Origin of the sequence: Enterococcus sp. DIV2449a, from assembly GCF_051711225.1 — a bacterium.
Taxonomy (GTDB): Bacteria; Bacillota; Bacilli; order Lactobacillales; family Enterococcaceae; genus Enterococcus_D; species Enterococcus_D casseliflavus.
Genome location: NZ_JBIOME010000001.1, coordinates 3,314,911 through 3,337,142, shown reverse-complemented (window position 1 = coordinate 3,337,142; position 22,232 = coordinate 3,314,911). Strand labels below are relative to the sequence as shown.

The following is a 22,232-nucleotide window of genomic DNA, read 5'->3' as shown; positions in this document are numbered from 1 at the left end:
GGTTTACAATGAAACCGCCATCAAAGTTTTGGCTGTATTTAAGTGTGGTCGCTACCTTATTCATTACACTGATTGGACTTATTTTTACCTTTACAAGTTATAAAAGCGCACAAAGACAAGCTGAAACCGTCGGGTTGCGGCAGTTGGAAACGGTCAATCAAGCGGCGATCAAGCTGATCAGCCGCAGTATCGAATCGTACCACGTGTCTCTTACCAATTATGCCGATGACCACCTCGAAGGCGCCGCCTTGGCTGATTTGCAGCGCCCCTTAACGTTACCAGTGATCAATTCTGCGAACAATGCCATGGTCGGATTGTTTTTGATCGACCAACAAGGTCAGGTCATCGCCCAAAATACCGCAACGGCGGTCAATAAACCAGAAGACCCGCCGGTGCAAGAATTGTTATTCAAAGACCCATCCTTAGACAAAGTATTGGCAGGACGGCAGGTACAAAATGGGCAAGTCTATTTTGATGGCAAGCAGGCCTATCTAAATGTGTATCAGTCCTTAACCCTTGACGACAAAGAAGCGATTCTTGTGATGCCTTTGAATCTACAGCGCATGTACCATCATGAATTTACCACCGATCGCAATGTCTCCGGCTATACGATGGTCAAAAACGCCGAGATGCGGATCGTTATGCACCCATCGGACGAACAAATTGGTTTTTCCATCGTTGAAAGCCGCAAAAAAGAATTTCCAGAGCTGGATTTCACCGATCTTGAGCGCTTGGAGCAAGAACAAATCGACAATGAAGCAGGCACCTCCGTCTATTATTCTTATTGGTGGAACGAAGAAACACTGCAAAAAGTGCTGAAATTGGCTGCTTATCAATGGATCACCATCGGCGACAGTCGGCTGATCGTCGCTAGCAATGCCGATTTTTTGGAGCAAAGCGGTCTCTTTTTACAAGACAACTTAATTTTGATCGGCCTACTAGGTTTGTTGTTTGTCATTATGATTTTATTGACGATCCTGATCAAAAACTACATGAAACGCAATCAAGCCTATGTCGAAAACCAAGCATTGAAAGAACGACAACGGCTGTTAAAAGAAAAGCACGAGATCGAAAAAAACATTTTGCAAGAATCAAAACTGGAAACCATTGGCTTATTAACGACCTCGATCGTCCATGACCTAAACAACTTTTTGACGCCCATGATTGGTCATCTACAATTACTGATCGAGGAAAACCAACACGATGAAGTCTTGGTGGAGGACTTGCAAGAAGTCTGCAAAGCAGCAGAAAAAGGCAAAGAGTTATCTAGCAATGTGCTGCGTTTTTCGAAACTCGAAAGTGCCGATAAAACTGTGCAGTCGATCGCTACTACCTTGACAGAAGCCATCGATACTATGCGTGCGCTGCTGCCAAAAGCCTTTTCCCTTACGTATGATATCCAAGAAGTAGGATATGCCGTCTACGAGAAGATCGATCTGCAAGTCATCATTTACAATTTGTTGATGAATGTGTACCAAGCAAATGCCGATTGCAGCATTCGCTTGAGCCGCACTTCGACAGAAAGCGCCACCTTTCTGTTTCGTAAGCAAGCTTTCTCCGCGCAACAGGAGTTTGCTTTGATCGAAATCGCCGACAACGGTCCCGGCATACCAGAAGCGATCCAAGAAAAAATCTTTACCCGCTTTTTCACGACCAAGAGTGCCACTGGCGGTACTGGTCTAGGACTCTTCACTGTCTCTTCGATCGTGGAAAAAAACGATTGGCTGATTGATGTTACAAGTACGCCTAAAGGAACCACCTTTTATATTGGTATCCCTCTAACTGATCCCGAAAAAGCCGCTGAAACCAACTGATCCAATGGGATGGTTTCAGTGGTCTTTTTCCTGGGTATGTTGGAAGGCATTGATTTTTTGCAGGACTAGCAAGACGAGTACCAAAACAAAGATCGCTAAAGCAAAAAATAGGGCATCGTTCGCCATACCTTGCGTCAACAATAACTCGCGCAAAATCGCAGTAATGCTGATCAGAATCAAGTAACGGACGGGAATGTGATGTCCATCCTTCATATACCGCAGCAACATCAAAATGATTTCTAATAAAATGAATAACGTGGCAATTTCTTCAATCAAAAAGGACAGGTGAGGCGCTTCACTTAAGGGAAAGAGCGTCGTGCTGATCATAAAAATCGCTTTTCCCATAAAAATCAAGACGACAACGACTAAGATCGCCAACATGCTATCAATGCAAATACTGATCACTCGCTCGAACATTCGGGTCAATTTTTCCATTCGCCACTCCATTTCTGCTTTTTCTTTTATTATACAAAAGAAGGCGTAGAACAAAGGGAAAAGAACAGAGAAAGAACAATCGCGGCCATATCTTTTTGACCGCAAGCTTAACGGTCCTTCTATGGGCATGTCTTTTGTGATAGCTTTCAATAGCAGAAAGTAGCGAGAAAAATATATTATCTTTTTTCGGAAAAATTAGAAAACAATGAGAATAAATAGTTAAAATATACACAAATTATTACGGGACACTTAGTTTCTTTTTTTGTTACAATGGTTAAATAAAATAGAACGCTGTTGAAATGTTGCTTAAACAATGTTTTTATCGCTATCGAATAGAAAAATAGTCCGATCGCAAGATGTTTATCGTTGTTAATAAAGTAACAAGTTGGGCGGAGTTCGCAAGAAAAATGCTGCTTTTCTTATCGTATATGACGGGGATCAGTGAGGAGAAAAGAGCAAGAAAAACGGAGGGAAACAAATGAAAAAAAGTGGATGGTCAAAATGGGTGATTGGGGCAGCCTCATTATTGTTGCTTAGTGCATGTGGCGCCGATGGCGGAACAAAAGCCAGCAGCAGTGCGGCAAGCTCTTCTTCAGAAAGTGAAGTCACTTCAGGTGCTTCCCAACAAGAGTATACCGATCCAGCAGAGTTAAAAGATCAATATGATATCGTCATCGTTGGTGCTGGCGGTGCAGGGATGGCAGCAGCCTTGTCGGCTAAAGATGCTGGAATGAATCCAGTCATTTTAGAAAAAATGCCGATCGCAGGCGGAAATACCTTGAAATCTTCTGGCGGAATGAACGCATCAGAAACCAAATTCCAAGAAGCCCAAGGCATTGAAGATTCCAATGAACTATTTTTTGAAGATACCCTAAAAGGCGGTAAAGGAACCAACGATCAAGAATTGCTGCATTATTTAGTGGATAACTCTGCTTCAGCGATTGATTGGTTGGATTCAATGGGGATCACTTTAGACAATATCAGCTATAGCGGCGGTGCCAGTGTGAAACGGATCCATCGTCCTCACGACGGTTCAGCAGTCGGTAGGTATTTGGTGGATGGCCTATTGAGAAACATTCATGAGCAAGAAATTCCTTTGTTTGTAAATGCTGATGTGACAAAAATCAATGAAACAGACGGCAAAGTCACTGGCGTCAACGTGAAAATCAATGGCGAAGAAAAAGAAATCGCTGGTGATGCGGTCGTTGTTACTACTGGTGGTTTTGGCTCAAACAAAGAACTGATCGAAAAATACCGTCCAGATCTGAAAGGCTATGTCAGCACGACTTCTGAAGGTAGTACAGGCGATGGTATCAAGATGATCGAAGAATTAGGCGGCGCAACGGTTGATATGGATCAAATCCAAGTCCATCCAACAGTAGTTCAAGATACAGGCATGTTGATCAGTGAAACCGTTCGTGGAGAAGGCGCCATCTTGGTGAACCAACAAGGGGAACGTTTCTACAATGAATTAGAAACCCGCGACAATGTTTCAGCTGCTATCACGGATCTGCCAGAAAGCTATGCCTACTTGATTTTTGACAATGCGTTAGCAGGTAGAGCCAAACAAGTCGATTACTACAAAGAACAAGGTGTAGTGGTAGAAGCCGACACCATCGAAGCCTTAGCTGAAAAAATCGATGTCGATCCAGCAACCTTGAAGAAAACCTTAGATACATGGAACCAAGCAGTGGCAGACAAAGCCGACAAAGATTTCGGTCGTGAAACGGCGATGGACTATGATCTGACGGAAGGGCCATTCTATGCGATTCAAATCGCACCTGGGATCCACCATACAATGGGCGGCGTCAAAATCAATACGAAGACCCAAGTATTGAAAGAAGATGGCACACCAATCACTGGCTTGTATGCAGCAGGTGAAGTGACCGGCGGTATCCACGGACAAAATCGAATCGGCGGCAATGCTGTAGCCGACATTATGGTCTTTGGTCGCCAAGCAGGCGCACAATCCTCTGACTATTTGAAAGAAAACGGGAAATAAGCGGCTGCTTTTTCCTAAAAAAGACCGTATATAAAGAAAGAAACTTGGAACGAATCCTCTTAAGCGATTAGGAGGAGATTCGTTTCAAGTTTTTTTGTATTTCTCACTGAAAGGACGGGAAACTAGTCATTATAATATTATAATGATTTGATAATTTATAATTCACATATAAACAGAATGTTTATGTCAGTAGGGTTTGCTTTTCAATGAATCGGAATCAAGGAATAAACGGATAGGATTGGTTTATTCGATGATAAAAAATTTTAGGAGGCAGAGTATGAAAAACGCATTGGTAAAATGGTCGGTCGGGGTGGCAATCTTACTTGGAGGGACCTTGTTCTTCACGGGGAAACAAGTATTTGCTCATGGTTATGTGGAATCACCGGTCAGTCGGGGCTATCAAGGGTCTTTGGATCGCAATACGTTAGGGTGGAGCGCTGCGTTTGAAAAATATGGCAATGTCATTTCAAACCCACAATCATTGGAAACCAAAAAAGGCTTTCCAGAAGCAGGACCAGTAGATGGTCGTATCGCTTCAGCAGATGGTGGACTCGGACAAATCGGGGACTTTGTTCTTGATGAACAAGGAACCAATCGTTGGACCAAACAAGACATCAATCAAGGACCATTGCGGGTCAATTGGCATTATACAGCGCCGCACAAGACCACAAAATGGCATTACTATATCACGAAACCAGGATGGGATCAAAACGCGCCACTTTCAAGAGATAGCTTGGAATTGATCGCTACTGTAAATCACGATGGTTCGGCTGCCAGCAATAGTCCAAGCCATACCAGTACCATTCCAGAAAATCGTCTCGGTTACCATGTCATTTTAGCGGTCTGGGATGTTGCCGATACGCCAAATGCCTTTTATAACGTAATCGATGTTAACGTTTCTGGTTCAACGGTCATTCCTGAAAAACCAGTAGTACCAGCAAATGTCCGCTCAGAAAGAGTGACTAGCAGCACGGTGGCTTTAGCATGGAACGGTCAAACCGATGCGAAAGAATACAACGTGTATCGTGATGGTGCCTTAGTGGCAACGACTACTGAGCCAACCTTTACCGACACGCAATTAAAAGCCAACACAACCTATAACTATCAAGTAGAGGCAGTCGGCTTTACGGCGTTAGTTTCAGAAAAAAGTGCTGCAGTGAAAGTGACTACCGCAGCAGACAATCAAGTCGAAACCCCTTCGACACCAGGCAACCTACACCAAATGAGCGTGACAGACAGCAGCGTGTCCTTAATGTGGCAAGCATCGACTCATACAAATGGGATCGCTGGATATGACGTTTACCGCAATGGCGTCAAAATCGCTACAGCCACAGGAACAACCTATGAAGACACGAATCTAGCAGCGGACACGACCTACAATTACCAAATCAAAGCAATCAGGAAAACGGGCGAACAATCTGCTTTTAGTAACCAGCTGAGCGTGAAAACCAATGCCAAAGAAGAAACGGAAACACCTGGAGGCGGGGAGTCAGAATACCGTGTGTGGAAACTAGGTACTTTCTCTGCACCAGAAGTGTATACAAGCGGTGAAATCGTGAGCCATAAAGGCAGCAACTATGTCGTGATCAACACCCACTCAAATTACGGGGACACCACTTGGTCTCCTGATCAAGCACCAACCTTGTTTCAGAAGCTGTAACCCCTGAATGAATCAGTAACGCAAGAGCAGTGCGGTGGCACTGCTCTTTTTGACTCTTTTATGAGGAAATGATTGAACCTTTGTTTGATTCGTGCAACCAATTGGACGAATTCGTTTGAGGAATGCAAAAACAGGTGCTGCTATGCATCATGCGTAGCAGCACCTGTTTTTTGCTTTAGATCAAGAATAGAAGAAACGGATCAAGATCCCACCTAAAATCAGCACGATTGCACCGCATAAACGGTTGGCCATTTGGGCAAAAGCAATCATTTCCATTCTATCAGAGGCAGACAATACAGCGATATTGCCTGTTCCCCCCATGGAGTTGTTGATCATACCGGCGCCAATTGCGGTTTCAACGGGATACATCCCCAATACCATCCCGAAGAACCAGCTGGCAGCCCCCATAGATACGACACTGGTTAGGCAAAGCACGACAAATTGCCAAGTAAAGGCAGAAGCCAATGTTGACAGATCGATCAATGCCAAACCAATCCCCGCCAAGACCGCGTGGGTCAAATTCGTCATCACAACATTGTTGAACATCACCACAGAATCTTCGAGTTTCTTAGGGACAATGTTCAAGGCTTTTAGAATAAAGACAATCACGATCATAAAGGCATACTCGTGAATTTTAGGGAAAAAGTCGCTTAAAATCGCACCAACGACCAACAGTGAGAAGGAAAAGAGCATCCCGACCCCGATTTGTTGGGCATCAAGTGTTATTTTTGGTTTTTCTAATTCTTCTTTCGTGGCATTGATCAGTGTACCATGGCCATTGTATTTGGTTTTAGCAAAGGCCTTTGCGATAAATAAAGCACCAATAATGGCAAGAATATTCCCGAAAGTAACAGCTGGCGCTAATTGAGAAAAGATGGCGGCTTGATTGCCGTTTGCCAAGCCATCGGCATAAATTTGTGAAAGTGGGGTGATTCCCGCTCCCATCCCGCCAGACATCATTGGTAGAGACACATACATCACCGAATCAGCGAATCCATTGCCTAGCAGCATACCGACAAGGCCGACGGAGAAAAAGCCTACTACCATAGTGATCAAAGCAACGGGAATGAATTTCGTAGAAGCTTTCACCAACAAATTACGGTTCATACCTAAAATCGAGCCGCAAATCAAAGCGGCAATATAGAAATCAAGAAAGCCAAAACCGCCCCCCATGAAGTCACTGACCGCGTCAATGACTTTCGTGGGTACGAGATGGAAGGAGGCTAAAAGGGTGGCACCAAGCAGGGTAAAAACTGACCCACCGCCAAGATAAGAATTCATGATCGGGAGTTTTTCCCCAATGAAATACAGCAGGTGTCCTAAGGCAACCAGTAAAATGGTGATCCCAACCATATTTAATGGCAATTTGTCTAAGGCAATCGCACTGAATATGACAACCATGAAAAAGAGATACAAGGGAAGACTAATTCCCGAAATCGTCATCGTTTTTAATTTATTCATTTTTCAGACCTTCCTAGTATGTTGGATACCATTTAAGATTTTGGACAGCTTTTGCCATATCGGTTTCTTGCGCTTGGGCTAACCCTTGTTCTTTGGCTTTGTTGGCAACTGCTTCAGCCACTTTGATAGAAACGTCCGCAACGTATTCAAATGGTGGAAGAACAGGTGCACCGGGTTGGCTCAAATCAACCAAACCACTTAATGAGTGAGCAGCGGCACCAATCATTTCATCGGTCAAGAGAGAGGCTTCTGAAGCCAACATACCTAACCCTAGACCAGGATAGATCAAGGCGTTGTTTGCTTGGCCGATTTGGTAGTCGACCCCTTTGTATTGGATCGTTCCTGAAGGGACACCGGTTGCCACAAAGGCTTTTCCATCAGACCATTCGATCACTTGTTCAGCTGTTGCTTCTAATTTTTTGGTTGGATTCGAGATAGGGAAAATCACTGGACGAGCAGTGTTTTCACACATCGCTTCCACAACTTCTTTGGTAAAGGCACCGGCATTGGTGGAGGTACCGACCAAAATCGTTGGTTTTGCGACTTTAATGACATTGATCAATTGCGTCATATCGCCAGCATTGGCAAAGTCAGCCCGTTTTTTGGCAAATGGTTTTTGTGCAGGAGTCAAATCGGACATATCATCAAACAAAAGCCCTTGTTTGTCAACCATAAAGAAATGATTGTAGGCTTCTTCTTCTGAAAGACCTTCGCTGACCATTTCCGCATGGACTCGACTGGCAATCCCAGCACCAGCGGAACCACCGCCATAACATAAGTAGATTTGATCCGTTAATTTTTCACCTGTAATATCCAGTGCACCGAAGATACCACCCAGCACAACGATTCCCGTTCCTTGGATGTCATCGTTAAAAGTTGGAATCGATTGTTTGTATTTGTCCAAAATCGTTGCAGCATTTGAACGGCCAAAGTCTTCCCAATGCAAGTAAAGTTTAGGGAACAATGATTCTGCCGTTTGAACAAATTGGTCGATGAATTGGTAGTAGGCGTCACCGTAAACACGTTCTTGCCGATTGCCTAGATACAAATGATCCTCTAACAATTCTTTACGGTTCGTGCCAGCATCGATCACGATTGGTAAAACAGAAGCAGGGTCGATCCCAGCAGCTGCGGTATAAATCATCAATTTACCGACAGAAATATCGACACCTTGGACACCCCAGTCACCAATCCCAAGAATCCCTTCAGCGTCAGTGGCTACGATCAAGCGAATGTCCCGATCGCCAGCGGCATTTTTCAACGTTTCTTCGATGTTTTCTGGATGATTGATATCTAAGTATGCTGCATATTGAGGATCAACGAATAGGCGGCTGTAATTTTCAATGGTATCAGCAATCGTTGGATCGTAGACGATCGGATTGAATTCAACGATATGTTGGTTGAACAAATAGTAGAACAATGTCCGATTGGTATTAAAGATTTCCATTAAAAAGTGACGTTTTTCTATGTCTGATTCTTTGGTGACATATTGCAAATAGGCTTGTTCTGCTTGTTCTTCGATCGTTTGCACGTGAGGGGGCAATAAACCGATCAACCCTAGTTCTTTTCGTTCTTCTTGTGTAAACGCGGTTCCTTTGTTTAAAAATGGGTTATTTAAAATGTCATGTGCTTTCATTATGTTCCTCCAATGGATATATTTTGAGTACTCGTTCATTTCCATTAGCTACTTTAATCCTTGCATGGAATTATAGTCAACTATCGGTGGTATAATAAAAATTATTTATAACAAAACCGATGCGAGCTTGAATCGGCTAAGGGAGAAATCAGACGATGAATATACGAGATTTAGAATACTTTAAAGCTTTGGCAGAGATGCTTTCTTTTACGCAAGTGGCGCATAAATTTGCTGTCAGTCAACCAACCGTCAGCTACGCTGTCAAACGCTTGGAAGAGCATTATGGCTGTGATTTGATCGCTCGAGAAGCCTCTCATCGCTCCATTTCATTGACCACGGAAGGAGAAATTTTGAAGGCTCATGCACAGTATATCTTAGATGAATTTTTGACCTTGGACCGAGCCATCGACCATGCCAAAAACAACCGGACCCACATCGGTTTGCCGCCGATCATTCGTTCCAAAGTCTTTTCAAAACTCTTAGACGAAAAAGAGATCATCCGCTTTATTTCGAATTTCCACTTAGTATCTGGGGGATCCAATGAATTGCTTTCGAAACTATTATCAGGAAAAATCGATTTTAGCTTGCTGGGCAGTGTCAATCCCCTCGTCCACCCGAATCTGCAGGTGAAGTTGCTGCACCAACAAGAGTTTTTTATCTTTGTGTCAAAAGAAAACCCATTGGCAGAAAAAAAGGAAATCTCATTCGAAGAAGCTGCCGAATATCCCTTTATCCTATTGGAAAAAGGCTATACCCATATGCGCGCCTTTCAGAATTTAAGTGAGAAATCAAAGAAGAAGCCAGAAGTTCCCTTTTATTTTTCAGACGTTCAGACAATTGGTCAGTTGGTCAGTTCCAATATCGGCATTACCTTGATGACGGAATTTCCCGTGTTTCAAGAAAAGGAAGGCTTAGTGAAAATACCATTGGTCCCTGAAGATAAGGAAATCTTTTATATTCAATATGCCTATTTAAAGAGTGCGATGTTGAATCAAGAAGTCCAGAAGTTGATTAGGATCTTGGATGAGCTGCCTTGGGAGGATGAAGGGTGAGGAATGGGGATCTCTTGAGGTAAGGTCAGAGAAAAATGGTGTCGGTATGTGTTCTTGAGCTGCTGAAATAAAAGGGATCTTTCAACGTGGAAAAAACAAATGGATGGTTCCTTTAAACGATGAAACGAGAAAAAAATCTCTTTACTTAGACCGTTCTTACCGCATGAAAAAAATGCTAAAAACCTTGATAAATCTCGGTTTTTAGCGTGGGTTTTTGGTATAATAAGGATACAGTAAAGTTTGTGACGGTGGCTATCTTTTGAAAGTGAGGTGGTGCATTATGAATGTACTATCGAAATCTGAAGAAAGGAGTAGCTTTTTGCAAGATGTGGATATAATCGGCATTTTGTTAGCAATAGCGCCTGTTTTGTTAGCCTTCATTGGTTTAATCGAAGCATGTGTGAAACTAGCAGATACGATTATAAACACTCGTTCTTCTAAGCATAGAAGCAAGAAGAAACGAAAAAAGAATGCAAAAAAATAACCGTCCTCTTTAGCCAGGCGACGATTATTTTTTAAAAAGTAATTAAATCTGGCCACCGTCTTAAACGGTGCTGTAGGGGAGTTGTTTGCGCAACTCCTCTTTACACAATAATTATAGCAAGATTTCGGTGAGATATCAATCATTGACGCTACAGACGTGCTATTGCACGTCTATTTTTTTGTCCTCCTAAGTGGTGGGTAGCAACGATTGGTCGCTTTGGTGTATCACTTGTTTACCAATCAAGATTTCTATGGGTTCGAAGATGGTAAGAGGTACAATATTTCTCCATTTGAAGTATTTTCTGGTGTTGATGAAGTTGGTTACCAGTTGATCAAGAAAGTGATCCATCGTAGACTACAGGTTTATTCATTCGTCTTAATTATTGTGTTCAGAAACACGTAACAAAATCTATGTTCAGTTATTCTGTCGGTATTAAGTTGTGGTAAAATTTACGATGAAATCGATCAGCCTATAAATCAAGAGGATTACCAGAATACTGACCTTTTATTTTCAAGGGATTACTAAAATAGTTAACCTTATCGTGCAAAAGCAAAAAAAGATAGATCGAAGATGTTGGTGTAAAAGTTGAATCTTTAGAAGAGTGGATCCCCCCATGAAAAGAAGAGGGGCAAAAAAATAGAAAGGTGAATACGGTAGAATAGCATGTTTTCAGGGATGTAACATGATAATTGCGTGCCTATTTTGTCGCACACAATGTATAATCCTACTTGACTGATATAGTAATCAGAAAAAATAGGAGATGATTATTGTGAGAAAAATTGTTTTAGGGATTGCAGCTGTTCTATCTTTGTTTATTGGGGGGATAGGAGCTTCAGCTGAAGAATCAGAGATTTGGGCTTCTGAAGGAATTGAAATTATTAGTGATGTTGAAACGGATGCCAATTTAAGCGATCAACCAATTGAAAATGTTGGTATAACTATCCCTGGGTTGACTAGAGGAGCTAATGTGCCAAGTAGCAATTGGAATATAGCCTCCAAAGGTAAATATTCCCTTAGTGGAAGTAGTGATCGAGGGGGATATGTGTATTCTTCTTATACATTCAAAGGAAAGACTTCTTATACTGTATCGATTAGTAATACAGGAAAAAATGTTATAGATATAAAGTGTAAAAATAGTAGTACAACGTATATTTCTTTTTCTGTTAAAGCAGGGAAAAGCCGAACAGTAACTTGGAATGGAATTAAATCTAGTACAACTTGGTATGCTCAATTTTACAATGGTAACTTGATAAACAATTCTTACTCGTTTACAGGTACAATAAAATAATTAGAGCAATTTATGTTTTACAAAATCAATTGTTAAATGGCAATTGCTAAACAAATGAACCCTTGGAGGATAAACTTTATTTATGGAAATCGGAAAAATGTTACGCCAAAAGAGAACTGATTTAAATTTAACACAAGAAGACATTGCGAAGCAGTTTAATGTTACACGTCAAACTGTTTCTCGTTGGGAAAATGAATTATCTTATCCCAATATAGATACTCTTGTAGAACTTAGCATTTTTTTTGAATTTTCCTTAGATGAAATTTTACGAGGTGATTCAGTAATGGTAAAGGATTTTGCACAAAAGGTTAATATGTCAAAAAAATACAAAGGATGGAAAATAGCGACACTTTGTTTAATCGTATTAATTTCTATATTTGTATTAAACTATTTTTCTCCCTCAATGGATATTGGTAACGGCGATGTAGATTCTGTTACTGTTACTAAATCAAAGGATCACACAAATGTTGAGGTTCAATTGAGTCTCAATGTATTTGAACAACCTGAAGTCTGGGAATATTATCCGGATCTAGAGGATGGAAAGGGGATTATTGAAGTTTCGAAAAGGATTCAGCTACAAGCTATTTTTAATCCAAAGAAGAGAGTGAATTTAGAAATTCCTAATGATTTTCTATCTGATAAGCAAACCATCAAAATTAAAAACACGAATTATATCATCGATTTAGAAACAGGAACTGTAACTAACTAATTCTCTCGTTGAGTATTACTTAACGAACATATAGTGCACGTGAGAGTATCCAGGTAATGTCAACCTAAGAAAATCTTCCCCTTATTTAATAGAGTGTATTGTAAACCCGAAGTTTGTTTTGGATAGGCTACAATTAACTAGACAGAAAAATTAAGGTGTGTAGACTAGAAGAAAACATACCAGGAGGAATTTTTATGTCTAAGAGAACACGAAGAACTTTTTCACAAGAATTCAAGCAACAAATCGTCAATCTTTACTTAGCTGGAAAGCCACGTGTAGAAATCATTCGAGAATATGAACTAACGGCTTCAGCATTTGACAAATGGGTAAAGCAATCTAAAACGAGTGGTTCATTCAAAGGAAAAGATAATCTTACGCCTGAACAAAAAGAATTGTTAGAACTACGTAAAAGAAACCAGCAATTAGAAATGGAAAATGGTATTTTAAAGCAAGCAGCGCTGATATTCGGACGAAGAGACAAGTAATCGATGCGAATAAGCATCTTTACCCTATATCAGCGATGTGCAGAATATTAGGTCTATCACGTCAGTCCTATTATTATCAATCAAAACCAAAGAAAGACGAATCAGAACTTGAAGAAGTAGTCGCTGAAGAATTTATCCGCAGCCGAAAGGCCTACGGCTCAAGAAAAATAAAAAAAGCCTTATCAAAACGAGGCATTCGGATCAGCCGACGATAAATTAGTAGAATCATGAAAAATAGAGGATTAAAATCGAGCTATACTGTTGCTTATTTTAAAGTACATCATTCTACTTGCAATGAAGCCAAAACGACAAACGTATTGAATCGTAAATTCTTAAGAGACAACCCATTAGAAGCGATCGTAACAGACTTGACTTATGTACGAGTCGGGAAAAAATGGAATTATATCTGTTTCATTTTGGATCTGTTCAATCGAGAAATTCTCGGCTATTCTTGTGGAGAACATAAAGATGCCGTTCTAGTAAAAAAAGCATTTAGCCGTATCAAACAACCTCTGACAGAGGTTGAGATTTTTCATACTGATCGTGGAAAAGAGTTTGATAACCAAGCTATTGATGAATTATTAACAACTTTTGACATCAATCGATCATTGAGTCATAAAGGCTGTCCTTTTGATAATGCCGTAGCTGAATCAACTTATAAGTCGTTGAAAGTAGAATTTGTCTATCAATACACATTTGAAACCTTACAACAATTGGATTTGGAGTTATTTGACTATGTCAATTGGTGGAACCACCTTCGGTTGCACGGTACACTTGGCTACGAGACACCGGTTGGTTACCGTAACCAGAGATTGGCGCAGCGAATCCTTGATAATGAGCTCGGATGTGCTAACGCTAGCGAGGCAGTCTAACTTTAACTGTTAGCTCCTGCCGAAGATCGTCACATCCGAGGAGGCTCATTGTCAAGGACAATCGGAATAGCATACGGAAGGAAGTTCTGCACCTTATAAAATTTGTCAAAAAAACTGTTGCCATTCCATCAACTCTACCAGCACATCAGCGGTTTCCTGTGGGTGGCTGATTGGAAAATGATGACCCAATGGCAGATCGACTATTTTAGTCGTTTCTCTTGGCGGTAAATAGCTTTTATCCTCAGTTCCCCATATGATCGGAATTGAAGGGTCATTTCTTTTAACAACCGATTTAGTTGAAGTGTTGTGTTGACTATCCGTGAAGAACGAACACTCTTCTTCACTCTTTTTAAATATTCACTAGAAGAGGCTGCTTCGTCTATCAGCAGTTTTTTTTTGTGAAATAGGCGAGTAATTGTCGTTCAGATGCATGTCTTAAAGCTAATTTACTGAGCCATGTTGCAGGGACCGAATCGGTTTTGTGAATAGGTGGTTGTAAAAGAATCAGTTGATCGTTCTCTGAAAAGAAGCGCTGTTCAGCGGCTGTTTCGATCACTTTGTTTTTATTTGAACGTTTATAATTTGCCATAATAGAACTACATAGTACTAATTGAGTCTTGTCAATTTTTTGTTGACCGATTGATTCATTTTCTTTTTATTGTTGTAAAATTAATGTTAAAAAATAATTTAAGGTTCTTTTTTTAATGGTCGGCATATATAATAAGAACATACAGTAAGAAAATGTATGCTAAAAAGAGGACTCTTATGAAAAAATTTGCAATTGGCTGTTTTGGGATCAGCCTTTTTATGACGATCGTTGGCCTTTTTTTACAGACGATTTTGATCCCTATTCAAGATTTTGACACAATCAGCAAAGAAGAACTTAAGAATATCCAACTTGATCTTGCTATTAATTATCCATTAGGAACTGGTATGCTCTATGTCGGGCTTCCTTTGTTAGTATGCTCGAGTGGTTATTTGGTTTTTTGTTATTTTAGAGATAGGAAGAACTGAAGCTTATCTTGAAAAAATGCTTAAGAGGAACGCAATATAATATGATGTACGTTTGTATTTAAATGAAAAGGTAACTATTGTTTGTTTGGATCTGTAATGTTTGAGGAAATACTAACTAATTAAGGAAGTGCTTTATGAAAATAAATGATGTTTTGCATAGACGCCAGTATACGATTAATTTATCTTCTAATACTCCACTGCTTGCTTTAGCTTCTTTAAGTAATATGGGGGTCTGGAGTAATCCAAAATAGAAACATTATATATTGACTTTGACACACAATGACGATCCCATTAACGATTCTTCTATGTTTGAGAAAATTTTTAAGGAGCGTACTGGATTACAGTCAAAAGATTTTATATATGAAGCAAAACATGGACCGATGACCCTACAACGTGCTGTTGATTCGACTTGGTTTTGAAAATATAGAGTTTTTTGAATAGATGCAATAGCACAATGCATGAAATCATGGTATTGAGATTATTTTGAAGGAATTGAAAATAATGAATTTTTTTAAGGAAGCAGGTCTGAATAGCTATGAACAATCACGAAAAGAATCGAAAACAACATTCAATTAGCAATCTATCTAGTAATTCCTTTAACGTAATGAATACAAAATCTGATCCTTCACTAACTGGATCACCAATACCTTTTCAAAATGGCGACTTTTCATCAGTTGATCGAAACGTTCATTCTTCAAAAACAGTCGCTGAACTGCTTTGTTTCTATTTAGCAGGTAGTATTATTGCGGCAATTGGATGTTATTTGTATATTAAGCTGCCCTTATTTGCTAATTTACTGGAGAATACGATTTTATCTTTTGCTATTACTTTTGGGATTATCATCCTAAGCTTTGTTTTGTCTCATTTTATAACGAAAGTACTTACTGCTCATAACAGAAATAAATGACCAATATGAAATGAATTGTGAGGATAAATAGATGTATTCAAATTACCAGAAGCTGCCGCACTATTTAAAAAAGTGGTATGCATTATTTTATATTTTACCATTGATGCTTCTCTTATTTGTTAATGCCCTGACAGCTTGGTTAACTTTTCCCATAAACATAGGAATTCTATTGATTCTTTATGGAGTAAGTTGTTTGATTGCTACCAAGGCGTCTCAAGGTAAAAAAGAATGGTTTGTTCTAGATGGCATCACTTTTGGGATTGCCTTGATCACTCTTTCTATCATTTAATTGAAATAAAGGGGTAGCCTTTGATGCAGAGATAATAGTGGAGAACCGATTATTGCGCATGTCGTCTCTTCTTTCGTTGTGATGGCAGCAGCCATCTTGATCTAAAAATTACTGTGCAGTGGCTGTTTATAAGCGTAAAGGAATTGAGGATAGCTTGGCTGTACGCTTAGAAGCTCTAAAATTAGGTTGATTGAAGCCGATTTGAGAGTTCAGATAAGCGTTACGGGCTTGCTATTTTTTGCAGTCGTTATATACTGATGTCTATACTTCATGGTTTCGTATGTCGTCATCATTTCGGTAGTATTGCTGATATGAAAGACCGCAGCAAAAGTGAGCGAATAGGAGGAAGTAGTGATGCAGCAAACAGAAGAAACTGAATTATTTATAGAATGCCCAGTGGCTAGCGTCCAGAAGGTCGTACGCGGCAAGTGGTCCATGGTCATCTTGTCCTTTTTACGGCACAAAACGCTTCGTTTCGGTGCGCTTAGTCGTAAAATGCCCATGGTGACCCAAGCAAATTTGACAAAGGAATTGCGCATGCTTGAAAGCTATGGCCTCATTCATCGTGAAGTCTATCCGCAAGTGCCGCCAAAAGTTGAATACTCACTGACCGAAATGGGGCATAAATTCATGCCAGTTTTGGATGCCTTAGAAACATTTGCTTCTACCTATGAGTCAGAAAACGAAAAAGTAGTCAATCCTTGAAGCGTTCAAGGATTTTTTTTGTACCTGAAATCCGTATGATTACACAAATCTATTGAAAACGATAGTTCCTATCAAAAAATATGGTACTTTTTATTATTGAGGTAACAGGTCATAATGAAATCATCTTAAGAAAGAAGGTTTTTTTATGAAAAAAATGATACTGAATCAATATGGCTCTGTAGATGTTATGCAAATGGTTGAAACTGCTATCCCTGAGCCAGCTGCTAAACAAATTGTGATCAAAACCGCAGCGATCGGCGTGAATGATCCTGATATTGTTATTCGTGCGAATGGACCATTTCCAACGATGCCAAAAGAATTGAAACCTGTGCTTCCACACTCTTTGGGACAAGACTTTTCTGGTATCGTAACAGCTGTCGGAGATGATGTGACCCGCTTTTCAGTAGGTGATCATGTGGTTGGGATGGCGTTTATGAGTACATATTCTGAATACATTTTGTTAGACGAGTCAGCAGTTGTTGCTGCTGTACCGAAGGAGCTGGACTTGGTGCCGTTAGGTGGATTTTTCCTTGGTGTGGCCACAGCCTACGGTGCAACCATTCGTGATGGTCAAGCAAAAGATGGACAAAAAGTACTGATTCATGGCGGTGCTGGCGGTGTCGGGTCTAAAGCTGTTCAGCTGGCAAAACATGCCGGAGCGTATGTCATAGCAACAGGCAGCGCTGAACAAGCTGACTATATGAAGGAGTTAGGGGCAGATGAAACGATCGATTATCAAACAGAAGATTTCACAAAATTGGTTTCTAATGCCGATTTAGTGGTTAATTTAACTGGTCCTAAAATATTGGAGAACAGTTATCAAGTAATCAAAAAAGGTGGACGCGTCATTTCTGTTAATGCGCCAATCGATCCTGTTGAAACGGAGCGTAGAGGAATTACTGGTATGTATTCTATGGGATTCATGACTGTTGAAGAGCTGAAAAAAGTCATTGATCTTTATGCGCAAGGAAAACTTGATGTCCTTGTAGACAAGACATATCCCTTTGAATTAGAAGCAATCAAGCAAGCTCACCTTGATTTCCAAGCAGGCGGAAATACTGGCAAAAAGATCATTGTCTTTGATAAATAGGGAGTAGTAAATAGAAATCGTACAATAGAGATTTTAAGAGCGAGCGTAACAGAACGCTATCCGTTGTTTAGCTACAAGCACAGTGCTCCAGAGAAATGAGTTTAATCGATGGATTCTTCAGTTACTTGATCAAGGCAGAATTTCCAAAAAATTTGTAAGAATTACCATGAAAAGAGACAAGATACAACTCAGTTAGAACCAATACAAGTCCGCTTCCTTTCGAAACGGAAGCGGACTTGTATTGGTTTCCTTCAATAAAAAACCTATTAGTTTTCAGTATCTAACATCCGGTTCATAAACCATTCCACTTGTTGCGGTGCATCGTGGTCAAAGAATGCGGACTCTTTTTTATCTAAAGCGGCTATTTTTTCAATGTCTTCCTGGGAAAGCTCAAAGTCAAAAATAGCAATGTTTTCAGCCATCCGTTCTGGACGAACTGTTTTTGCTAAAGCGACGATCCCTCTTTGCATCAACCAGCGAAGCACAACTTGGCCAACCGTTTTGCCATATTGCTTGCCAATTTCTGCTAATGTCGGATTGGTAAATAGGTCATGACGTCCTTCTGCAAAAGGTGCCCAAGCTTCAACTTGGACGTCATATTTTTCATGCCATTCCTGATCTTCCACTCGTTGATTCCAAGGGTTCACTTCGATTTGATTGATTTGAGGTTTCGCCTCATTCAAGCCGACAAACTCGATCATCTTAGCTGATTTGAAATTTGAAACGCCAATTGCACGTAATTTCCCTGTTTTTTGAGCAGCAACCATTGAGCGCCAAGCACCATAAACATCTCCATATGGTTGGTGAATAAGGTAGAGATCAAGGTAAGTTAATCCCATTGTTTCAAGCGAATGTTCAATCGTTTCCTTAGCTTTATCTTCGGAAGCTTGTAGAATAAATAATTTAGAGGTAACAAAAAGTTCTTCTCGAGTGACTAGACCATCACTGATGGCACGCTTGATTCCCTCGCCGGTTTCTTTTTCATTTCCATAAATAGAAGCAGTGTCGATCAAGCGATACCCAGCTTTGATTGCTTGGTAAACAGCTTCGGCTGTTTCTTCCAAAGGAATTTGATAAACGCCAAATCCTAGTTGCGGCATGGTGACACCATTATTGAGTGTGATTGTTTGCATAGTGTTTCCTCCTCTAATTTACATTACATGTTCTATCCTAAACCTTGGAGTTAGGTCTATAGCAAGTAAAAGATGTTACTTTTTTCGTTCCCATAATTTTTCCACTTTATCAGGGGTCATATTTCCTGCTTTGAATTTTGCGATATGCTCATCATACGTTTCTATCTTATAAATAAGCAGGTCTCGTACTTCCTGCATTTCTGCTAACTTTTTCTCTAATTCTTCGAGTTGATCGGATAAAATCTGTTTTTGAGCTTTTTCGACATTTTGACTTTCACGTACTTGTGCCAATTGGGCAAATTCAATTAGTGATTCGATGGACAATCCTGCATTTCGTAAATGTTTTGCTAAATAGATCCAGTTTAGATCATTCGTTGTGTACACCCGATAGCCACTCTCATTGCGTTGAACAGGTGGAATCACACCGACTCGTTCATAATAGCGCAATGTGTCTACGCTCAAATCAAACATTTCCGCTGCTTTTTTTATATTCATCGTTGGTTCTCCTTATCTTTTTCTATAAGTAATCATAAACCCTAAAGTGGACTCTAGGGCAAGTGGTTTAAAATTATTTATTTAAAAGAATATATTTTGTTCGTCAGGACGACTATATAGGAAGAAAAAGCTTCCAACACTTTTATTTCAACAGAATGATTTGAGAAATCATCAGTATTGAAAGCTCCTTTCTTAGTGTTTTTCAAAGCAAGTCATACTCTCTTAGAAATTATTGTTTCGTTATCTATATGAGAGAGGCATTTTTTTCTATAGATTTTAAATAAATCCATCTCATGTTATGATGATGATGAAAATTCTTAACTTGGATTAAGGAAACAATCGGTTCTTGTTATGAAAAACGAAAAAAAGCTGATGAGAGTGTGACTATCCATGAATATAAAAGAAGTAAATAATATGAATCAAAAGTTAGAGCAACAATTAATTGAAGTTTGGGAGAGTTCTGTTAAGGCGACGCACACCTTTTTGTCAGAGGCCGAAATCCAAGCCATTAAGCAATACATTCCAGAGGCATTGCATCATGTGCCACATTTGATTGTCGTAGAAAGTGAGCAAGGAGAGCCAGCTGGCTTCATGGGGATCTCGGATCGAAATCTTGAAATGCTGTTTATAGCAAATGAACAAAGAGGCAAGGGCCTAGGAAAGAAACTCTTGGCATATGGAATGGAAAACTATGCTGTAAATGAACTGGGAGTAAATGAACAGAATCCTCTAGCGAAAGGATTTTATGAACATATGGGATTTGAGGTATACAAAAGAAGCGAGTTGGACGAACAAGGAAACCTTTATCCAATTCTTTATATGAAGAAAGTTGATAAAAAGTAGCTGTTTTTTTCATTCTTTATTTTTGAGGATTGCTTGGCTGTATGCCTAGAAGCTCTAAAATTAGGTTGATTGAAGACGATTTTAGAAACAAGATAAGTGTCACAAGCTTTTTATTTTCAGCAGTCGTTATATACGACTGTCTATCATTCATCATTTTATAGGTCGTCATCATTTAGATTACGCTGGCAATGTGAAAGGCTGCTACTTAATCAAGTCAGCTTCATTTGCAATGCCTCCAAAAAACTTTCCAATTTGAATAAAAAGCTCACCCCAAGCAACCCCCGAAAAATAGTTTCGGGGGTTGCTTGGGATTTGGGGGGCTTAGCTTGCTAAGCAATGATCGATCACTAAAAAATGATCAAAACAGAATAGGCAATTTTTTGTTTTTAATCAAAAAATGTTGATCGTTTTATCAAGCAGAGGATGGCACAAGTAAGTGGAAAGTAGGTAGTGGCTATTTTTTGTGTTCAGGATGGGGAAGTAGATTTGTCTAGGATACACGTGAGGATAAACGTTTGAGGATCATTTGTTTTTGACTTACCTATGTGCCATCACTGCGAAAACCCTGTGGATGAAGGCGTCGTGTACGACACCAGATACTCGGATGAGAACTAAGGACGGTTGATTGCCCGTGCCTGACACGCTTTTTCTAACCGCAAAGTCGTAAGGGCTGAAGAGCTGCAACGCTGAGTAAGTTGGCTGCCCCGTGCGGTTTTTGGTGTTTTTTGAACCCTACAAGCTGCTATTGCTCCTCGCCTATTCGTCGCAAGCTTGGAAGGCTTTCTCAGAAAATGCCCGTCAGCTGTCAGCACGTTGTCTTTTGCATCAGGAAGCATCAGCGTTCCAACAAACCTTGGTGACCCAGAAGGAAACCACTCATTTTTGGCAACTTTTATCCCAGAAATCGTTGCGCTAGAAGTATGTCCGTCCGTACTTTCCAGAAAAAAGGCAGCTGAAAGTGGGCAGATACCCAACAAAAAGGCGGTTATGACGACCACAAGCGCTCTCAAAAAACTCAGTCCTTTCTTTTCAATGGTCATTGTTCTTATCTGCACTTCATGATAGCACCGAAACGCGAAGTATTTTTCGCGTTTTTTTGTTTTTAAAATAAAAAATTAGATATTCGCTTTTTTTAGATAAATGGTATACCTGAGATGGAATAAAAATAATAAAAGAAAGGACAGGATTTACAATGAAAAAAACATCATTAGTTGCAGGTTTCGTTTTAGGTGTAGGCGTTTTGTTCACTCTAGGTGCGTGCTCAACAGTGGAAGAGTCAGGGGAAGTGGTCTCTGGGTCAGGAACCGAAACGTTGATCAGTGATTCTTCAGATGAGGTGATCGTGGGAAGTGAAAAATTGAGTGATGACGGGTATTTTGAAGAAATCGTAACCAAGGGAATCGATCCGAAAGTCAAAGATGTTGTTTGGTATGAAACGAATTATGAAAATGCTGGTTGGGATCACATTCGCTTTTTAGTGAACCATGTAAAAATTGTGAATGTAGAAGCGTTCAAACACAAAGACAAAGAATACAAAACATTGCTTTCACTGAAATATCAATTGTTTAATGAAGATTCGAAAGACAAAAAAATCAAACCTGACAAAGCCTATTTGGTGTTGAATGATGGCAAGAAAATTGAAGCGGAAGTATTTGTGGACTATTTAGATGATGAAATTTTGACCCATGACAAACACAAAGATGGCTTTATTCACTTTAAAGTAGCACAAGAACAAAGTTTGCCAGCGATCAAAGCAATCGAAATCGAATTTAAAGCAGATGGCGATCTGACACATACGTACCATATTGATCTTTCTTCCGCTGCTGAAAAATAGTATCTAACGATAGGAGGTTGAAAA

General features: G+C 40.0%; 21 protein-coding genes and 1 pseudogene. 16 read left to right on the top strand and 6 right to left on the bottom strand.

From position 1 onward, the window contains the following. Positions 1-8: 8 nt before the first annotated feature. Complete coding sequence (locus tag IGI76_RS15950; RefSeq protein WP_438781713.1) at positions 9-1,814, top strand: ATP-binding protein; 1,806 nt, start codon at positions 9-11, stop codon at positions 1,812-1,814. Positions 1,815-1,829: 15 nt separating this feature from the next. Here the strand turns inward: IGI76_RS15950 and IGI76_RS15945 are convergent, their stop codons facing one another. Beyond that, positions 1,830-2,249, bottom strand: a complete 420-nt coding sequence (locus tag IGI76_RS15945; protein ID WP_074934197.1) for a phosphate-starvation-inducible PsiE family protein — start codon at positions 2,247-2,249, stop codon at positions 1,830-1,832. A gap of 478 nt (positions 2,250-2,727) precedes the next feature. Here IGI76_RS15945 and IGI76_RS15940 point away from each other — a divergent pair, with 478 nt between their 5' ends. Together IGI76_RS15940 and IGI76_RS15935 are read left to right on the top strand one after the other, a co-directional pair. Then, positions 2,728-4,251 carry a flavocytochrome c gene (locus IGI76_RS15940; protein WP_081117099.1) on the top strand — a complete coding sequence of 508 codons (1,524 nt, stop codon included), beginning with the start codon at positions 2,728-2,730 and terminating at the stop codon, positions 4,249-4,251. A gap of 277 nt (positions 4,252-4,528) precedes the next feature. Continuing rightward, a complete protein-coding gene (locus IGI76_RS15935) occupies positions 4,529-5,911 on the top strand; it encodes a lytic polysaccharide monooxygenase (protein WP_333718830.1) in 1,383 nt (460 codons plus the stop codon). A 180-nt stretch (positions 5,912-6,091) separates the two neighbouring features. On the opposite strand, the gene IGI76_RS15930 is transcribed toward IGI76_RS15935, so the two are convergent. Continuing rightward, positions 6,092-7,372: a 2-hydroxycarboxylate transporter family protein gene (locus IGI76_RS15930; protein ID WP_005230514.1), complete on the bottom strand. Its 1,281-nt coding sequence runs from the start codon at positions 7,370-7,372 to the stop codon at positions 6,092-6,094. 13 nt (positions 7,373-7,385) lie between these two features. Next, the gene (locus tag IGI76_RS15925) at positions 7,386-9,047 is read right to left on the bottom strand and encodes a malolactic enzyme (protein ID WP_280115278.1); all 1,662 of its coding nucleotides are present in this window, start codon (positions 9,045-9,047) and stop codon (positions 7,386-7,388) included. Positions 9,048-9,163: 116 nt separating this feature from the next. Between IGI76_RS15925 and IGI76_RS15920 the strand changes: the two genes are divergently transcribed. The 11 genes and pseudogenes from IGI76_RS15920 (at position 9,164) to IGI76_RS15870 (ending at position 17,903) form a co-directional block, all read left to right on the top strand. Continuing rightward, the gene (locus IGI76_RS15920; protein WP_081117096.1) at positions 9,164-10,060 is read left to right on the top strand and encodes a LysR family transcriptional regulator; all 897 of its coding nucleotides are present in this window, start codon (positions 9,164-9,166) and stop codon (positions 10,058-10,060) included. A gap of 280 nt (positions 10,061-10,340) precedes the next feature. Continuing rightward, positions 10,341-10,544, top strand: a complete 204-nt coding sequence (locus IGI76_RS15915) for a hypothetical protein (protein WP_081117095.1) — start codon at positions 10,341-10,343, stop codon at positions 10,542-10,544. A 769-nt stretch (positions 10,545-11,313) separates the two neighbouring features. After that, positions 11,314-11,832, top strand: coding sequence for a hypothetical protein (locus IGI76_RS15910; RefSeq protein ID WP_081117094.1), 519 nt, complete (start codon positions 11,314-11,316; stop codon positions 11,830-11,832). Between the two features lie 82 nt (positions 11,833-11,914). Beyond that, positions 11,915-12,541 (top strand): helix-turn-helix domain-containing protein, encoded by a 627-nt coding sequence (locus IGI76_RS15905; RefSeq protein ID WP_081117093.1) that lies wholly within the window; start codon positions 11,915-11,917, stop codon positions 12,539-12,541. 194 nt (positions 12,542-12,735) lie between these two features. Beyond that, a pseudogene (locus IGI76_RS15900) lies at positions 12,736-13,898 on the top strand (IS3 family transposase). Between the two features lie 102 nt (positions 13,899-14,000). Beyond that, positions 14,001-14,126: a hypothetical protein gene (locus IGI76_RS15895; protein ID WP_270781411.1), complete on the top strand. Its 126-nt coding sequence runs from the start codon at positions 14,001-14,003 to the stop codon at positions 14,124-14,126. A gap of 537 nt (positions 14,127-14,663) precedes the next feature. Further along, positions 14,664-14,912, top strand: a complete 249-nt coding sequence (locus IGI76_RS15890) for a hypothetical protein (RefSeq protein WP_015510558.1) — start codon at positions 14,664-14,666, stop codon at positions 14,910-14,912. Between the two features lie 604 nt (positions 14,913-15,516). Then, the gene (locus IGI76_RS15885) at positions 15,517-15,819 is read left to right on the top strand and encodes a hypothetical protein (RefSeq protein WP_438781710.1); all 303 of its coding nucleotides are present in this window, start codon (positions 15,517-15,519) and stop codon (positions 15,817-15,819) included. 31 nt (positions 15,820-15,850) lie between these two features. Next, the gene (locus IGI76_RS15880; RefSeq protein WP_081117146.1) at positions 15,851-16,108 is read left to right on the top strand and encodes a hypothetical protein; all 258 of its coding nucleotides are present in this window, start codon (positions 15,851-15,853) and stop codon (positions 16,106-16,108) included. Between the two features lie 354 nt (positions 16,109-16,462). Then, positions 16,463-16,813 (top strand): winged helix-turn-helix transcriptional regulator, encoded by a 351-nt coding sequence (locus tag IGI76_RS15875; RefSeq protein ID WP_333718828.1) that lies wholly within the window; start codon positions 16,463-16,465, stop codon positions 16,811-16,813. Between the two features lie 145 nt (positions 16,814-16,958). Then, positions 16,959-17,903 (top strand): NADP-dependent oxidoreductase, encoded by a 945-nt coding sequence (locus tag IGI76_RS15870; RefSeq protein ID WP_081117145.1) that lies wholly within the window; start codon positions 16,959-16,961, stop codon positions 17,901-17,903. 266 nt (positions 17,904-18,169) lie between these two features. Here IGI76_RS15870 and IGI76_RS15865 read toward each other — a convergent pair whose 3' ends face one another. Together IGI76_RS15865 and IGI76_RS15860 are read right to left on the bottom strand one after the other, a co-directional pair. Then, positions 18,170-19,036 carry an aldo/keto reductase gene (locus IGI76_RS15865; protein ID WP_081117144.1) on the bottom strand — a complete coding sequence of 289 codons (867 nt, stop codon included), beginning with the start codon at positions 19,034-19,036 and terminating at the stop codon, positions 18,170-18,172. A gap of 75 nt (positions 19,037-19,111) precedes the next feature. Then, the gene (locus tag IGI76_RS15860; RefSeq protein WP_015510553.1) at positions 19,112-19,531 is read right to left on the bottom strand and encodes a MerR family transcriptional regulator; all 420 of its coding nucleotides are present in this window, start codon (positions 19,529-19,531) and stop codon (positions 19,112-19,114) included. Positions 19,532-19,921: 390 nt separating this feature from the next. Between IGI76_RS15860 and IGI76_RS15855 the strand changes: the two genes are divergently transcribed. After that, complete coding sequence (locus tag IGI76_RS15855) at positions 19,922-20,374, top strand: GNAT family N-acetyltransferase (protein WP_081117143.1); 453 nt, start codon at positions 19,922-19,924, stop codon at positions 20,372-20,374. Between the two features lie 611 nt (positions 20,375-20,985). Here the strand turns inward: IGI76_RS15855 and IGI76_RS15850 are convergent. Continuing rightward, positions 20,986-21,414: a hypothetical protein gene (locus IGI76_RS15850; protein ID WP_179135480.1), complete on the bottom strand. Its 429-nt coding sequence runs from the start codon at positions 21,412-21,414 to the stop codon at positions 20,986-20,988. A gap of 152 nt (positions 21,415-21,566) precedes the next feature. Between IGI76_RS15850 and IGI76_RS15845 the strand changes: the two genes are divergently transcribed. Next, a complete protein-coding gene (locus IGI76_RS15845) occupies positions 21,567-22,208 on the top strand; it encodes a hypothetical protein (RefSeq protein ID WP_015510550.1) in 642 nt (213 codons plus the stop codon). Positions 22,209-22,232: the final 24 nt, after the last annotated feature.

What these genes read in the sequence shown, in the direction of transcription:
- IGI76_RS15950 (WP_438781713.1), top strand. Translation starts at nt 9, where the DNA reads ATGAAACCGCCATCAAAGTTTTGGCTGTATTTAAGTGTGGTCGCTACC.
- IGI76_RS15945 (WP_074934197.1), bottom strand. Translation starts at nt 2,249, where the DNA reads ATGGAAAAATTGACCCGAATGTTCGAGCGAGTGATCAGTATTTGCATT.
- IGI76_RS15940 (WP_081117099.1), top strand. Translation starts at nt 2,728, where the DNA reads ATGAAAAAAAGTGGATGGTCAAAATGGGTGATTGGGGCAGCCTCATTA.
- IGI76_RS15935 (WP_333718830.1), top strand. Translation starts at nt 4,529, where the DNA reads ATGAAAAACGCATTGGTAAAATGGTCGGTCGGGGTGGCAATCTTACTT.
- IGI76_RS15930 (WP_005230514.1), bottom strand. Translation starts at nt 7,372, where the DNA reads ATGAATAAATTAAAAACGATGACGATTTCGGGAATTAGTCTTCCCTTG.
- IGI76_RS15925 (WP_280115278.1), bottom strand. Translation starts at nt 9,047, where the DNA reads ATGAACGAGTACTCAAAATATATCCATTGGAGGAACATAATGAAAGCA.
- IGI76_RS15920 (WP_081117096.1), top strand. Translation starts at nt 9,164, where the DNA reads ATGAATATACGAGATTTAGAATACTTTAAAGCTTTGGCAGAGATGCTT.
- IGI76_RS15915 (WP_081117095.1), top strand. Translation starts at nt 10,341, where the DNA reads ATGAATGTACTATCGAAATCTGAAGAAAGGAGTAGCTTTTTGCAAGAT.
- IGI76_RS15905 (WP_081117093.1), top strand. Translation starts at nt 11,915, where the DNA reads ATGGAAATCGGAAAAATGTTACGCCAAAAGAGAACTGATTTAAATTTA.
- IGI76_RS15890 (WP_015510558.1), top strand. Translation starts at nt 14,664, where the DNA reads ATGAAAAAATTTGCAATTGGCTGTTTTGGGATCAGCCTTTTTATGACG.
- IGI76_RS15885 (WP_438781710.1), top strand. Translation starts at nt 15,517, where the DNA reads ATGAATACAAAATCTGATCCTTCACTAACTGGATCACCAATACCTTTT.
- IGI76_RS15880 (WP_081117146.1), top strand. Translation starts at nt 15,851, where the DNA reads ATGTATTCAAATTACCAGAAGCTGCCGCACTATTTAAAAAAGTGGTAT.
- IGI76_RS15875 (WP_333718828.1), top strand. Translation starts at nt 16,463, where the DNA reads ATGCAGCAAACAGAAGAAACTGAATTATTTATAGAATGCCCAGTGGCT.
- IGI76_RS15870 (WP_081117145.1), top strand. Translation starts at nt 16,959, where the DNA reads ATGAAAAAAATGATACTGAATCAATATGGCTCTGTAGATGTTATGCAA.
- IGI76_RS15865 (WP_081117144.1), bottom strand. Translation starts at nt 19,036, where the DNA reads ATGCAAACAATCACACTCAATAATGGTGTCACCATGCCGCAACTAGGA.
- IGI76_RS15860 (WP_015510553.1), bottom strand. Translation starts at nt 19,531, where the DNA reads ATGAATATAAAAAAAGCAGCGGAAATGTTTGATTTGAGCGTAGACACA.
- IGI76_RS15855 (WP_081117143.1), top strand. Translation starts at nt 19,922, where the DNA reads ATGAATATAAAAGAAGTAAATAATATGAATCAAAAGTTAGAGCAACAA.
- IGI76_RS15850 (WP_179135480.1), bottom strand. Translation starts at nt 21,414, where the DNA reads ATGACCATTGAAAAGAAAGGACTGAGTTTTTTGAGAGCGCTTGTGGTC.
- IGI76_RS15845 (WP_015510550.1), top strand. Translation starts at nt 21,567, where the DNA reads ATGAAAAAAACATCATTAGTTGCAGGTTTCGTTTTAGGTGTAGGCGTT.